This is a genomic window from Acinetobacter sp. BZX-2, from assembly GCF_055179795.1.
In genome coordinates this window covers 3,376,735-3,390,634 of sequence record NZ_CM143686.1, presented here as the reverse complement: position 1 = coordinate 3,390,634, position 13,900 = coordinate 3,376,735, and the positions used below count along the sequence as shown (strand labels likewise).

Sequence of the window (13,900 nt, the reverse complement as noted above, 5' to 3'; positions counted from 1 at the left end):
TGTTTTAAACAATAAATCCCTTTGCTTATTCAAAATGAAGGGATTTATTTTTTTGCCTTTTGTACGGTGATCGTACATCCAATCGATGCACTAATAATCGTCGCTAAAGCCAGCCATTGAGTCCATAACAATTGTTCATTTAAGAAAATGAATCCTGAAAATGCAGCAACCGCAGGCTCTAAACTCATCAGTGTACCAAAGCTCAAAGCAGTTAAATTTCTTAACGCAATCATTTCCAAAGAAAAAGGTAATGCGCTGGCTAAGATGGCTAAAGCAATAAAATAGATCAAGTTGGAAGGTTGGAAAACACTTGCAGGCATTCCTGTAAATAAAGCAATCGGCATTAAGCACAGCATACCGACAAACATACCGAGACAAACGGTATGATTCCCTGAAACTCCAGAGGGCTTTTGCCCTGCAATAATATACAGCGCCCAACATGCACCAGCGCCCAATGCTAAAGCAATACCGATCGGGTCTAATCGATGAGCAGCTTGATCGAAAGGGAACAGTAAAACCAATCCTAAAATTGCCAATCCAACCCAAACAAAATCAAACTTTTGCCGTGCATGATACAGTGCGACACTTAATGGGCCAATAAACTCAAAAGAAACGGCAATACCTAAAGGCAGACGTTTAATCGATAAATAAAATAGGGCATTCATACCAGCTAAAGCGATGCCATAACTGATGATCGCTGCCCATCTCACTTTTTTGAAATTGGCCTGCCAAATTTTGAAAATAACAGCCAAAATCAATGAACCTAGTAAAAGACGCATAGCGGAAATGGTCAATACAGGAAAATGATCAAAGAGGGTTTTGGCAAGCGCACCACTACTCTGGATACTGATCATCGCAATGAACAGTAAAATTAAAGCTTGAAGATGAGGTGCAACTTTTAAATTTGGCATTCTTTCAGCAATTTAGAGTAAGGGCTTGTAGAAAAATATTGGCAATGGACTTTATTTTATAAAACAATTTTTGTGAAAAGTCATGTGATTTTGACGCTGTTTAGCTTTAGACCCTACATTGTTTTGTATAGGAGCATAAGAGAAGATATTTAAATCGATGAGTGATCAATAAAACTTAATTGATCTGAAAATTATTAAATTTAAAAAATCGACTAGATTGATCAACCCAATAAAAAAACCACAGGCAGATACCTGTGGTTTTTCAAATCAGAAATGCTTAGAACAATACACGAACGCGGATTGTACCTTCAACTTCGCTAAGTGTATCCAGTGCTTCTTTAGATGCAGTTGCATCAACGTCCATCACTAAATAGCCAACATCGCCTTTGGTCATTAAAGACTGACCAGAAATGTTGATGCCATGTTCAGCAAACAAGTTGTTGATCTTAGAAAGAACACCTGGCACGTTTTTATGAATGTGAAGTAAACGATGTTTACCTTCAGTCAATGGAAGTGCGATTTCAGGGAAGTTTACAGCAGATAAAGTCATGCCTTTATCTGAGTAAGCAACAAATTTCTCAGCCACTTCTAAACCGATGTTGGCTTGCGCTTCCATGGTCGAACCACCCACGTGAGGGGTTAAGATCACGTTGTCTAAACCACGAAGTGGAGAAACGAATTCTTCACCATTGGCTTTAGGTTCTTTCGGGAATACGTCAACCGCAGCACCTGCGATGTGACCAGACTTGATCGCATCAGCAAGATCTTCAATGATCACACATGTACCACGTGCAGCATTGATGAAGATTGAACCTTCTTTCATTTTCGCAAATTGTTCTTTAGTAAAGAAATTACGAGTAGAAGGAACATCTGGAACGTGTAAGCTCACCACATCAGCATTGGCAAGAAGTTCATCTAAAGAACCCACTTGACGTGCATTACCCATTGGTAACTTAGTCACTGCATCATAATAAATGACGTGCATACCCAAGCTTTCAGCTAAAACTGAAAGTTGAGAACCGATTGAGCCATAACCCACGATACCTAGCGTTTTACCACGTGTTTCAAACGAACCTACAGCAGATTTGTTCCAACCACCACGGTGAGTAGAAGCAGATTTAGCAGGTACGCCACGAAGTAAAAGAATAGCTTCAGCAAGTACAAGTTCAGCAACTGAACGCGTATTTGAGTAAGGTGCGTTAAATACAGGAATACCACGAATCATCGCTGCATTTAAATTCACTTGGTTTGTCCCGATACAGAAACAACCCACTGCGATCAATTTATTCGCAGCTTCAAAGATTTCTTCAGTTAATTGTGTACGGGAACGAATACCAATGAAGTGTGCATCTTTAACCGCTTCTTTCAACGCTTCACCCTCAAGCGCAGTTTTACGGGAATCGATATTGGTATATCCAGCAGCATTTAGAGTGTCGATCGCGTTTTGATGAACGCCTTCTAACAACAAGAAACGAATTTTATCTTTAGGTAGTGAAAGATGTTGGCTCATTACGGCTCCGCTACAAAGGCCAAATTTAGTCGCAGTATGATACCATAGACACTGTTCTATAGATATTTCGTTTGTCATAGTAAAGCGGATATTTTATCTACGATTTCTGATAAGCATTATATATAAATCAAATAGATCGCTAATTTATTGATTTTTATAGTGCTTGAAACATGCTTTATACACGGAGTGTGGATAATGTGAATCAGATCTGCGCTTTATCCTCAGCAGTCATCTAGGTAAAATACTGCTAAAATCAGTAAAGTTGACCATTTTGACTGCATTTGATTGTAAAAAAATGCTGAAAAATTTTCACTGACTGATTTAAAATTTTGCATGTTGTAGTACCACAACTTTATTTTCTACTTGCTAGGCCCGCAAAACGATGAATGCTCCAGTAACGATAGCACCTGAATTATTGACCCAATTGACGGAAATTGTCGGTGAAAACCGCATCAAAACCGATGCTGATAGCTTAGAAAATTGGGGTAAAGACCATACTAAGCATTTTGATCCAAATCCGTCAGTGATTGTTTTCCCATCCTCTACTGAACAAGTACAAGCGATTGTGAAACTTGCCAATCAGTTTAATGTGGCGATTACACCATCTGGTGGTCGTACAGGTTTATCTGCGGGCGCTGTGGCTGCCGATGGTGAAATTGTCATTAGCTTTGACAAAATGAATCAAATTTTAGAGTTCTATCCTGCTGACCGTATGGTACGTATCCAAGCGGGTGTAGTGACTGAGCAACTACAAAATTATGCCGAAGAACAAGGTATGTATTATCCAGTCGACTTTGCTTCTTCTGGTTCATCACAAATGGGCGGCAACATTGGTACCAATGCTGGTGGTATTAAAGTCATTAAGTACGGTATGACACGTAACTGGGTGTTGGGCCTGACTGTTGTAACTGGTAAAGGTGATGTGCTGCGTTTAAACAAAGGCATGATTAAAAATGCGACGGGTTATGCGCTGCAACATTTATTTATCGGTGGTGAAGGGACATTAGGTTTAGTCACTGAAGCTGAAATTAAACTTGAACGTCAACCGCATGACTTACAAGTCTTGGTATTGGGTGTTCCTGATTTTGATGCGATTATGCCTGTGCTACATGCTTTCCAAAGTAAAATTGATCTGACTGCATTTGAGTTCTTTGGTGAATTGGCAATGCAGAAAGTCTTGGCTCGTGGACATGTGCCACGTCCATTTGAAACAGAATGTCCGTTCTATGTATTGCTTGAATTTGAAGCACCGTACGAACCAATCATTGATGCTGCGATGGAAATCTTCGAGCATTGTATGGAGCAAGGCTGGGTACTTGATGGTGTGATGAGTCAAAGTCTTGAACAAGTACAGAGCTTATGGCGTTTGCGTGAAGATATTTCTGAAACGATTGCACCGTTTACACCGTATAAAAATGATATTTCAGTATTAATCACACATGTTCCAGCTTTTATTAAAGAAATTGATAGCATTGTTGCAGAAAACTATCCTGATTTTGAAATTTGCTGGTTCGGTCATATTGGTGACGGTAATTTACATCTAAATATTTTAAAACCTGAAAATTTATCTAAAGATGAATTCTTTGCAAAATGTCAGGTCGTGAATAAGTATGTATTTGAAACTGTGCAAAAATATGATGGTTCGATTTCTGCTGAGCATGGTGTCGGCATGACGAAAAAGCCTTATCTTGAATACACACGTACTGCTGAAGAAATTGAATATATGAAAGCGTTGAAAAAGGTTTTCGATCCAAACGGTATTATGAACCCGGGTAAATTGTTTGATTTGTAAAATTTACACTGTCATAGAAACATAGTTTCAATAGTGTAAAGTGAAAAGGTATTGCATGATATGTGTAATACCTTTTTCTTGTTATAGGGGAATAATAACAATGAATCGTTTGATTTTAACTTCAGCTTTATGTGCAGCAGTACTGTCAGGTTGTGCAACGACACAGAATTTAGTAAGTAAAGTTGGAGGTGGTTCTGAAACACCTTTGGCTCAGGTGTTGAATGAGCGTAGTGATCTGCGCAAAGATTTGTCTACTTTAGAAATTCGTCAGTATTTTAATAGTGTTGAATCTCCGACTGTGGCAGAAGTGAAGTTAACTGAAACAGGTTTGATGGATGATTCTGTGAAGTCGATTCGCACCGTATATAGTTTTAAAAAGGTTGATGATGATTGGAAGCGTGTCGATACGCAAAAAGAATATCAATGTTTGCGTGGTAAAAATACCAAGGCTTTTCAGAAGGCAAAGTGTCCTTGATGAGTGATTGATAAAACTAAAATATTTGTAATGAAATAATCTGAGTAGTCAAAAAATGAGAAAAATTAGGGTTGGAATAATTTTTGGTGGTAAATCATCAGAGCACCGTGTTTCATTACAATCTGCACAAAATATTGTTGATGCAATTGATAAACAAAAATTTGATATTAGCCTGATTGGCATAGATCAAGATGGTGGTTGGCGTATTTTAGACACGACGCATTACTTAGAGAATGGTAATGATCCTAAATTGATCTCACTTGCGCCTCGTGAAAATTCTGATCAGCAACATACAAGTCAATCTCAAATTTTTGAAATTGAGAATGCTCAAGGACTTCCAAAAATAGATGTTGTCTTTCCAATCATTCACGGTACTTTAGGTGAAGATGGTGCATTACAAGGGATGCTTAAAATTTTAGATTTCCCTTTTGTCGGTTCAGATGTTCTGAGTTCAGCTGTATGTATGGATAAGGATGTGACTAAGCGTTTACTGCAAGGTTCTGGTATAGCTGTAGCGCCATTTTTAACAGTTCATTCATATAATCCACATGAAATAAGCTTTCAAGCGGTTCAAAATATTTTAGGACTTCCTGTCTTTATTAAACCAGCGAACCAAGGTTCTTCTGTGGGGGTAAGTAAAGTTGAAAATGAACAAGAGTATTTAAAAGCATTAGATTATGCTTTTGAATATGACAATAAAGTCTTGATCGAGAAATTTATTAAAGGACGTGAAATAGAGTGTGGCGTTCTAGGAAATTATTATCCAAAAGCCAGTGTTTGTGGTGAAGTGGTTGTTAAATCAAGTTTCTATTCCTATGAAGCAAAGTATATTGATAATCAATCCTCTGAGGTGGTTATTCCCGCATTAATTTCAGAGGAAGAAAGTAAAAAACTTCGAGATATTTCAATCAAAGCATTCAAAGTTTTAGGTTGTCTAGGTCTTGCACGTGTTGATTTTTTCTTAACTGAAAAGGGTGAGATATTCTTAAATGAAGTCAATACTTTGCCTGGTTTCACCAATAACAGCATGTATCCAAAGCTTTGGGAAAATACAGGAATAAGTTATTCTGAATTGATTACTCAACTTATAGAATTAGCATTAGAACGTCATGAACATTCAACAAGAAATTCAAAACTTATTTAAAGATCGAGATGACCATCCTCTGTTTTATATCGAAAGTGGTAGTCGTTTATGGGGTATGGCAAGTCCAGACAGTGACTACGATGTACGTGGCTTTCATCTCCCTTCAAAAGCACAATATTATGATTATCGAAAACACCGTGATTTAATCGAAATCATGGATGGTGATTTCGACTTTGTTTCATTTGACCTGAATAAAATGTTTGGGCTTTTGGCGAAAAGTAACCCGACTGTTTTGGAATGGGTTCGTGCGCATATTGTCTATTTAAATGAATTTCCTGAATGGGAAAAGTTTAGAGATGGTTTGCTGGAACGAATAGACTATAAGGCATTGTATTATCATTATTTATCTCTTGCGAAAGGTGGTATGGATGTCATGCAAACCGCTGATAATTTTACCTATAAAAAAGTCTTTTATTCGATTCGTGGTTTGATGTCAGCAGAATTGGCAACACAGCAAATCATGCCTGAATTATTGATTACTCAACTATTTGAGCAAATTAATGCCAATGATCCATTACGACATTGGGCAGAAGATTATTTAGAAATTAAAAAACAACAGAAAGAAAGGGCACAGCTACCTGAAATTGAACAAGCTCAGATTTTAAAATTATTGAATGACAAAATTGAAGCTTTAAATTTACGTGCTATTGAGCCGACCAACGATATTGAAAAGTTACAGCGTTATTTAACAGAATATAGCTTTAGCCTAAAACAACATTTTTATGGTTAATATTTTTCTGACTAAGAGAATAAATACAGTATGAAAACCCTCGCTTTTATTCACCGAAATGACACATTGTTTTCTGTTGGGGATTTTCATCCTGTAAAAACCATTTTCTCACATCATGAGTTAGGAAATACGGTTTCACCTTTTTTACTGCTCGATCATTTAGGTCCAGGAATTTTAAAACCGACCAACTTACGCAAAGGCGTGACAGAGCATCCGCATCGAGGTTTTGAAACTGTCACCATCATGTTTAAAGGTGAGTTGGAACACCGTGATTCTACAGGTGGCGGAGGTATTATTGCCGAAGGGGATGTGCAATGGATGACGGCTGCATCAGGTGTGATGCATAAAGAACTGTTTAGTGAGGAGTTTTCTAAACAAGGCGGTGCGTTTGAGATTGTACAACTGTGGGTCAATTTACCTGCAAAAGATAAACTCAAGCCTGCCCGTTATCAAAGTTTAAAAAATGCGACTATTCCAACGGTTCAGTTAGAACATGACGTAGGTTCTGTTCGAGTCATTGCTGGTGAATATGCAGGACAGATAGGGCCAGCCAAAACGCATAGCCCAATTTTGCTGTTAGATATTCATTTAAAAGCAGGGCAAAGCGCTGTATTTCCTGCCAAAGTAGCTGACAGTACTTTAATCTTCTTACGCACAGGACGTTTACAATTTACTCCTGAAGATGAACAACTCGATGACCAAGCGCTTGCAGTAATGTCGAGTCATGGTGAACAAGTTGAAATCACAGCATTGCGAGAAAGTCATTTTTTATTCATGAGTGCTGCGCCACTGAATGAGCCGATCAATGCCAAAGGCTTCTTTGTAATGAATACTTATGCTGAAATTTTGCAAGCCTATGAAGATTTAAAGGCTGGAAAATTTATTCAGTCTGTCGAATCTGATTAAGTAAAATCGTTCTTCTTGTTCAATTTTGCTTATATTATGATCTTTGCAAATCCTTACTCGTCTTTGTAATTAAACTTTGTTAGAATCTCGCCAATCAGCAAGATGGGTGTATTTTGCTGAACTTAAAATCTCACAAATATTGTTTTATTGTCGCTTTTTATTCATTGATCTAGACACCTTGTGAATACGGTGTTGAACGTTTTATTTCAAAGCAAACCTCACAACTTATTATTTAAAATCTCAGTGCTTGTCATTGGGCTGTCGCTTATCTCCCAAAACAGGGTGTATTGGTATTTTATAAAATGAATGATCAATAAACCCTAAGCTACAGCCAAATAAGCCAAAAATTATATGTAGAAAACAATGCAAAATTTAATGCAAAAAGAACAGACCACGACACTCAGTCGTGCCACGCTGATGTTTCCATTGGCCTTGGTGCTGTTCGAATTTTCAGTCTATATCGGCAATGACTTGGTACAACCTGCCATGCTTGCGATTACCAAAGACTTTGGTGTAAGCAGTGTTTGGGCGCCATCTTCCATGTCCTTCTATTTGCTAGGAGGGGCGTGTGTTGCATGGCTTATGGGCCCATTGTCTGACCGATTCGGTCGTAAAAAAGTTCTATTAACAGGCGTCGCATTCTTTGTCATCACCTGTTTATTGATTCTATTCACACACACCATTGAAAGCTTTTTGGCTTTACGATTCTTACAAGGCTTTGGTTTATCGGTGATTTCTGCGGTTGGTTATGCTGCGATTCAAGAAACTTTTGAAGAACGCGATGCCATTAAAGTCATGGCGCTGATGGCCAATATTTCCTTACTTGCGCCGTTATTAGGGCCAGTATTTGGTGCATTTCTCATCGACCATGTGTCATGGCATTGGGGTTTTATTGGGATTGCATTTCTGGCTTTTCTCAGTTGGTTTGGGCTAAAAGCCAAAATGCCAGATCGTAAAGTCAGTATTCCCAAACAACCTTTAAGTTATATCTGGGATGACTATAAACAAGTCTTGAAGAATAAGACCTTTATTGGGCTGACTTTGGGGCTACCGATGCTCGCCATGCCTTTAATGTTGTGGATTGCTTTGTCACCAGTAATATTGGTCGAAGAGTTAGGACTGAGCAGTGTGCAATATGGATTGGCGCAATTCCCCGTTTTAGGTGGATTGATTGTTGGCAATATTGTGCTCATCAAAGTGATTGATCGTTATGCCTTAGGTAAAACCGTGTTAATCGGTATACCACTGATGTTATTGGGTACGCTGATTGTGTTCTTAGGTGTGATTTGGCGAGAATATTTCCTACACTGTGTCATTCTTGGGATGACTTTAGTCAGTTTTGGCGAAGGGATTAGTTTCTCTGTATTGTACCGTTTTGCACTGATGTCTTCTGAAATATCGAAAGGCACGGTTGCTGCAGCTGTTTCAGTACTGATGATGTTTACTTTTTTCTTTGTGATTGAATTGGTTCGTGTGTTGTATGAGCATTTTCATCTTTGGGCTTATGCATTGTCATGCCTAACATTGATTGTTCTATGGTTTACCTTCCCACGAGCAACCTTGAAAAAAATTATGTTGGGTAGAAAGGAACGAGGCGAATTTTAAGCTTTTAGATGCTTGCTTCATATTCCTATAGCATATTTGCTGTTAAAACCAAGGGAGATGTTTATCTCCCTTGGTTTCACGATCATATTCAAAAATAAAACTTTATAGGCGACAAAATTGAATTTTAATTTTGTGCAAATTTCTTCAATTTATGATCAAAAACAAATGGCCCAAACGGCAAAATGGATGCAATTAGACCGAGGATAAACATTTTAATAGACCATTTCTGTTTTTCACACACCACAAATAAAACAGCAAGAAATGCAATAAAAAGTACGCCGTGTCCCATGCCGACATATTTGACTAAAATAGGATTACCCCAAATGTATTTCATTGGCATAGCAACAAACAGGAGAAGAAGGAAGGAAATACCTTCGAGAAAACCAACAATACGTAAAGATTTGATATTCATGGTCACTATTTAAAAATGAGAATGAGTTGCGAGTGTAACGTAATTCGATGAAAAGTTGGGCGAAATTATAAAATTGATGAAGTTGAATGCTCCCCAAACCCAAATAAAAACCGATTGTGAACTACTTAATTTCTAGTTCAAGTAATATCGTTTTCAATCTTAACAATTCTGGTAAGGTTTCCAATAACAAACTGATTTGTTTTAGTGCCAGTAATAAATCATCCGACAAATTCTCTTGCTCACTCAACTGGTTAATTTCTAATAATTTGTGTTGAATCGATGCTTCATCTAAAGACACATGATGGAGTAAAACATCGTTCAGTGTTTGTTTACACCACAGCATTAAATCTAAAATCTGTTGATCATGTACTTGCTGACGATGGCTGCCCAAAGCAGACACATAGCTAAGTTGACTGTGGCTATAGACCAAATAGCGAAAAGCATGATGAATTAAATCCTGTTGAGGATTGGGTTCGGTACTTAAACTTGAAATCATGCTCGACAATTCAATTTGCGCATTATGTGCTGAGCGGCGAGCTTTACGATAATCAACACTGTTGTTTTTACCATGTTGATATTGCTCAACAATTGCATCGAAATAATCTAAAGTAGCTTGTGTGCTGTTGCGAATATTGTTGGAAATATTGCGGAAGTTCCAATCTGGCCAAATAAAGCTGACTGCAAATAGGGCAATTAAACAGCCTAAAATTGTGTCAATAATTCGAGGTAAAATAATGGCATAACCTGCACCTTTTAAATTAAAGATCAACAAAACCACTAAGGTTGCCATCAGCGTTGCCATGGCATATTTTTTTGAGCGTAAATAGAAAAAACATACCCCAAAAATAATGGTCAATACCAACTGACCTTCTACACTGGGTACAAAATAGAGAATAGGGATCCCTAAAAAGACACCTAAAATTGTCCCTAAAGTTCGTAATTTCAAGCGACTCTTGGTTGCAAAATAACTGATTTGGCAGACAAATAAACTGGTGAGTAAAATCCAATATCCATTTTTAGCAAAGGGCAATAGCGAGATGCTATAGCCCACTGCAAATACAAAGGCAATCCGTACAGCGTGGCGAAACAATGCAGATTTAGGCGTTAAATGTTGTTTGATTTTAAGCCATAAATCCTGCACACCATGAATATCGTCATCCAACAGATTCAAATTATCATGATGTTGACTATAACTTTGTTGATAGCTGTCTTGTTCGATACTGAGATTAATAAATTGTTGTTGTACATTTTTCAGGTTATTTAAAACTAATAATAGATTCTTCACTTCTAAATTATAGGGGTTCTGTTGAATCCACGCTTGCATCGAGTGTTCTAAATTTTCTAGGACTGCTGAATTTTCTGGATTGGTTTGAAAAGTATGTTGTTTTAAAATACTTTCAGCGAGTTTTTGACAATTGATGGCTTGTAAGCGCACATTTTTTTGAATGCGATAGATCAAATCTGTACGACTAAAATTTTTGTGAATATTTTCATAATGTAAGTAATTTGAAGTGACTTGCTCGTGAATGTCTTGGGCTAAGAAATATAAATTCAGCCAGTAAATCGTATTTTTATTGGCACGAGATGCTTTTAAGCGCGTCAGTAAAGACGCTTTAGTGGTATTTAAAGTTTGTACAACAGCACTGTTTTGTAAAGATAATTCATATAAAAGTCGTTCGACATTATCGGTATTGTCAGGATCAAAAAGTCGTGCTTTACTCATTAATAATTGTGCTAATGAATCAAAACTTTGCGATAAATTATCTTGAACAGCTTGTGTCGGTTTAAGTACATAGAACAGAATTGAAGTAAGGCCGTACCATAATGTGCCCATAACGAAATACGTGGGTTGTTGGTACCATTCACTGTATTCACCCAAACCAAACATGGTGTAAATAGACAAGAGTACTGTGCCGAATGAAATCGTGGCATACCGTTGCCCAAGTGCGCCCATTAAAATAAAAGCAGCACTAGAAAGTGATAAATAAATTAAAAATAATAACTTATAAGGCGTGAGAAATTCGAGAATGCTACTTACACTGAAAAATAACACGCAAACAAAGGCAAGATTACGCAAACGAATGGTCAGTCGATCATCAAAATCTGTCAGTGCTGTTGCAATTGCACCTAAGGTGATCGGGACAATTAAGTATTCATAATCAAGAAAATAAAGCCCCAGTGTTGTTCCAGTCAGAACAATAAAAATTTGTAAGCAATAGATCAGTGTTGAATTGGATTTGAAACTCAGAAACAGATCTTTAATGCTATTCACAAAGATTCTCTATGTTGAAAAATCAACCAATTATAGCTTGATCAATAGATAAGTGAATGAGCAAATAGGCAGTTTTGAAAATAAAAATGTGGATAAGTCTTTTCTTATCCACATCAAATAAATCGTTCAGTTCTGTTTTAAACGTATTGAGTGAAGTTGTTCAACTTAAGCTGCAATCCACAATCACTGATTAAATAACGCCACAGGCAATACGGTCACCGCCACCACCCAATGGTTTTGGATGATCTGAATAATTATCACCACCTGCATGGATCATAATCGCAAGCCCTTGGACATCTGAAAGTTTAAGACGAGGGGCGATCACAGTCGTATTGGCATTGCCATTGGAGTCAACATTCAACACAGGTAAATCACCCATGTGTCCTTCATTTGGTGTGCCATGTCCCGTATGATTTGGATTGAAATGGCTTCCTGCTGCCAAAGCTGCCCCCATTTTTCCATCTTTTTCAGCAGGATCGCATGAGCCTTTTTCATGGATATGGAAACCATGAAAACCTGAAGGTAATTCCGATAATTTTGAAGTGATACTTAAACCTTTTGCTGTATCTTGAAAACGAATAGTCCCAATTTTATTGCCAATACCTTGTGCTGAGACGCTATGAATGTCTACAACCTGTTGTGGTGATTTTGAGGATTCGGTATTGTTTGGATTTGAAGTGCAACCCACTGAAATTAAAGCGAACAAAGAACAAAATATAGACGTTTTAAAAAGTATAGATGACATATGAAGCATCCTAATCATTTTGAAATTATTGCATCTATTGCAACAAAACTTAGACTGCGAAACAATGCGCTTTAAATATTTGATTGTATAAGTTTCTTAAATAAGTTTTATTTTATTAAAATAAGTTTTTATTAAAACTTACCAATTGACATGAATTGATAAGTTTTAAAATTGAATAAAGTGAGGCTTAACTGATATTTAAAACATCAAATTTAATGGTTTAAAGCTGTTTTGATTCATCATCAATATCATACGCCATGGTTGTTTTAGGCATAGGTTCAGGATCAAAAGTTTCATGTAACCATTCACGCCAAATTGCGAGAAGGATTGCCAAGATCACTGGACCAATAAATAAACCGACCAATCCAAAACTTGCTAGCCCCCCTAAAACGCCAAACATGATCAATAAGAACGGAATCTTAGTCGCACCTGAAATGACCAATGGACGAATCACATTATCCGCAGTGCTGACAATACAAACGCCCCATGCCATAACGCCAATCGCTTCCACAGTTTGACCTTGTGAAAATAGCCACAGCGAAATAGCAGTATAGGCAACAGGAGGGCCGAAGGGGATTAACGCCATGAGGAAGGTGATAATGGTTAACACCATTGGATTGGGTACGCCTGCCACAAAATAGCTCACGCCTGCAAGAAAAGCTTGAGCCACAGCAGTTAATCCCACACCATAAACAACAGCACGTGTGGTTTCAGAAATGGTGTCTAAATAATGATGAATACGTGGGCCGATCAGCATTTCTAAGGCCTTACTGACTTGCCCTAAAATGGTTTGCCCATCACGATAGAAAAAGAACAATGACATGACTGCAAAACACAGCTTAATGATATTTTTAGTAATTTCATTGAGAACCAGTTTGCCGTAATTTAAATGTCCCTGAATCCAATTGCCAATGTTTTGGGAAAGACTGGTTGGGTCTGTGTTTATTTCACGAACAGTACGGCTAATTTCTTTACCGATAATGGGTAATTCACGAATAAAATCTGGAACAGTTAAATGACCAGAAGACAGTTGACGTTGTAAGTCAAAATAAAGATTTCTGCCTTCATGTTGTAGAATAAAAATCGCAAATGTTAATGGAACGCCAACCACTAACACAACGAGCGTAATCATAATAGATGCACTAAGCGTAGGGCGATGTGTTCCGAATATTCTTAAGATGCGTTTATACATTGGCCAAGTCATATAGGCGATAATACAGGCCCATAAAACAGGAACAATAAAGTATTTTAGAATATCATAACCCAAGAAAATCAGGATAAATAATAAACTAAACAATAAGATACGTTGTATGTTCGAAGAAAATTCTTGCACTAATTACTCTGAATAAAATGCTGAGTTAATCACCCAATATTAACTGAAAAATGCAATGTGGCAAA

12 protein-coding genes are annotated in these 13,900 nt (G+C 37.5%); 6 read left to right on the top strand and 6 right to left on the bottom strand.

Features of this window, described 5'->3' with window-relative positions:
- Positions 1 to 44 precede the first annotated feature (44 nt).
- Entirely contained in the window at positions 45 to 911 is an 867-nt protein-coding gene (locus ACY45D_RS15900) for an EamA family transporter (protein ID WP_463107588.1), read from the bottom strand.
- Positions 912 to 1,188: 277 nt separating this feature from the next.
- Entirely contained in the window at positions 1,189 to 2,421 is a 1,233-nt protein-coding gene (gene serA, locus ACY45D_RS15895) for a phosphoglycerate dehydrogenase (protein WP_463107587.1), read from the bottom strand.
- Between the two features lie 382 nt (positions 2,422 to 2,803).
- On the opposite strand from serA, the gene ACY45D_RS15890 reads away from it, so the two are divergent.
- From ACY45D_RS15890 to craA, 6 genes are all read left to right on the top strand, one after another.
- Positions 2,804 to 4,213 (top strand): FAD-binding oxidoreductase, encoded by a 1,410-nt coding sequence (locus ACY45D_RS15890; RefSeq protein WP_010113402.1) that lies wholly within the window; start codon positions 2,804 to 2,806, stop codon positions 4,211 to 4,213.
- 100 nt (positions 4,214 to 4,313) lie between these two features.
- Positions 4,314 to 4,688, top strand: coding sequence for a hypothetical protein (locus ACY45D_RS15885; protein ID WP_463107586.1), 375 nt, complete (start codon positions 4,314 to 4,316; stop codon positions 4,686 to 4,688).
- 55 nt (positions 4,689 to 4,743) lie between these two features.
- Positions 4,744 to 5,832 carry a D-alanine--D-alanine ligase gene (gene ddlA / locus ACY45D_RS15880; RefSeq protein ID WP_463107585.1) on the top strand — a complete coding sequence of 363 codons (1,089 nt, stop codon included), beginning with the start codon at positions 4,744 to 4,746 and terminating at the stop codon, positions 5,830 to 5,832.
- Entirely contained in the window at positions 5,798 to 6,562 is a 765-nt protein-coding gene (locus ACY45D_RS15875; protein ID WP_463107584.1) for a nucleotidyltransferase domain-containing protein, read from the top strand. Before ddlA ends, ACY45D_RS15875 begins: the two co-directional genes overlap by 35 nt.
- Before the next feature lie 30 nt (positions 6,563 to 6,592).
- A complete protein-coding gene (locus ACY45D_RS15870; RefSeq protein ID WP_463107583.1) occupies positions 6,593 to 7,468 on the top strand; it encodes a pirin family protein in 876 nt (291 codons plus the stop codon).
- Between the two features lie 375 nt (positions 7,469 to 7,843).
- Positions 7,844 to 9,073: a chloramphenicol efflux MFS transporter CraA gene (craA, locus tag ACY45D_RS15865; RefSeq protein ID WP_463109500.1), complete on the top strand. Its 1,230-nt coding sequence runs from the start codon at positions 7,844 to 7,846 to the stop codon at positions 9,071 to 9,073.
- A gap of 124 nt (positions 9,074 to 9,197) precedes the next feature.
- Here the strand turns inward: craA and ACY45D_RS15860 are convergent, their stop codons facing one another.
- The 4 genes from ACY45D_RS15860 to ACY45D_RS15845 all read right to left on the bottom strand — a co-directional run bounded on the left by ACY45D_RS15860 (position 9,198) and on the right by ACY45D_RS15845 (position 13,835).
- The gene (locus tag ACY45D_RS15860) at positions 9,198 to 9,485 is read right to left on the bottom strand and encodes a DUF3817 domain-containing protein (protein WP_089605866.1); all 288 of its coding nucleotides are present in this window, start codon (positions 9,483 to 9,485) and stop codon (positions 9,198 to 9,200) included.
- A 121-nt stretch (positions 9,486 to 9,606) separates the two neighbouring features.
- On the bottom strand, positions 9,607 to 11,757 hold the full coding sequence (yccS, locus tag ACY45D_RS15855; RefSeq protein WP_463107582.1) for a YccS family putative transporter: 2,151 nt from the start codon (positions 11,755 to 11,757) through the stop codon (positions 9,607 to 9,609).
- Between the two features lie 190 nt (positions 11,758 to 11,947).
- Entirely contained in the window at positions 11,948 to 12,502 is a 555-nt protein-coding gene (gene sodC / locus ACY45D_RS15850; RefSeq protein WP_463107581.1) for a superoxide dismutase [Cu-Zn] SodC, read from the bottom strand.
- 220 nt (positions 12,503 to 12,722) lie between these two features.
- The gene (locus tag ACY45D_RS15845; RefSeq protein ID WP_089605863.1) at positions 12,723 to 13,835 is read right to left on the bottom strand and encodes an AI-2E family transporter; all 1,113 of its coding nucleotides are present in this window, start codon (positions 13,833 to 13,835) and stop codon (positions 12,723 to 12,725) included.
- Between the last annotated feature and the right edge of the window lie 65 nt (positions 13,836 to 13,900).

Bases quoted from the DNA above. Each gene is read 5' to 3' on its own strand.
- ACY45D_RS15900 (WP_463107588.1), bottom strand. From the start codon at position 911: ATGCCAAATTTAAAAGTTGCACCTCATCTTCAAGCTTTAATTTTACTG.
- serA (WP_463107587.1), bottom strand. From the start codon at position 2,421: ATGAGCCAACATCTTTCACTACCTAAAGATAAAATTCGTTTCTTGTTG.
- ACY45D_RS15890 (WP_010113402.1), top strand. From the start codon at position 2,804: ATGAATGCTCCAGTAACGATAGCACCTGAATTATTGACCCAATTGACG.
- ACY45D_RS15885 (WP_463107586.1), top strand. From the start codon at position 4,314: ATGAATCGTTTGATTTTAACTTCAGCTTTATGTGCAGCAGTACTGTCA.
- ddlA (WP_463107585.1), top strand. From the start codon at position 4,744: ATGAGAAAAATTAGGGTTGGAATAATTTTTGGTGGTAAATCATCAGAG.
- ACY45D_RS15875 (WP_463107584.1), top strand. From the start codon at position 5,798: ATGAACATTCAACAAGAAATTCAAAACTTATTTAAAGATCGAGATGAC.
- ACY45D_RS15870 (WP_463107583.1), top strand. From the start codon at position 6,593: ATGAAAACCCTCGCTTTTATTCACCGAAATGACACATTGTTTTCTGTT.
- craA (WP_463109500.1), top strand. From the start codon at position 7,844: ATGCAAAAAGAACAGACCACGACACTCAGTCGTGCCACGCTGATGTTT.
- ACY45D_RS15860 (WP_089605866.1), bottom strand. From the start codon at position 9,485: ATGAATATCAAATCTTTACGTATTGTTGGTTTTCTCGAAGGTATTTCC.
- sodC (WP_463107581.1), bottom strand. From the start codon at position 12,502: ATGTCATCTATACTTTTTAAAACGTCTATATTTTGTTCTTTGTTCGCT.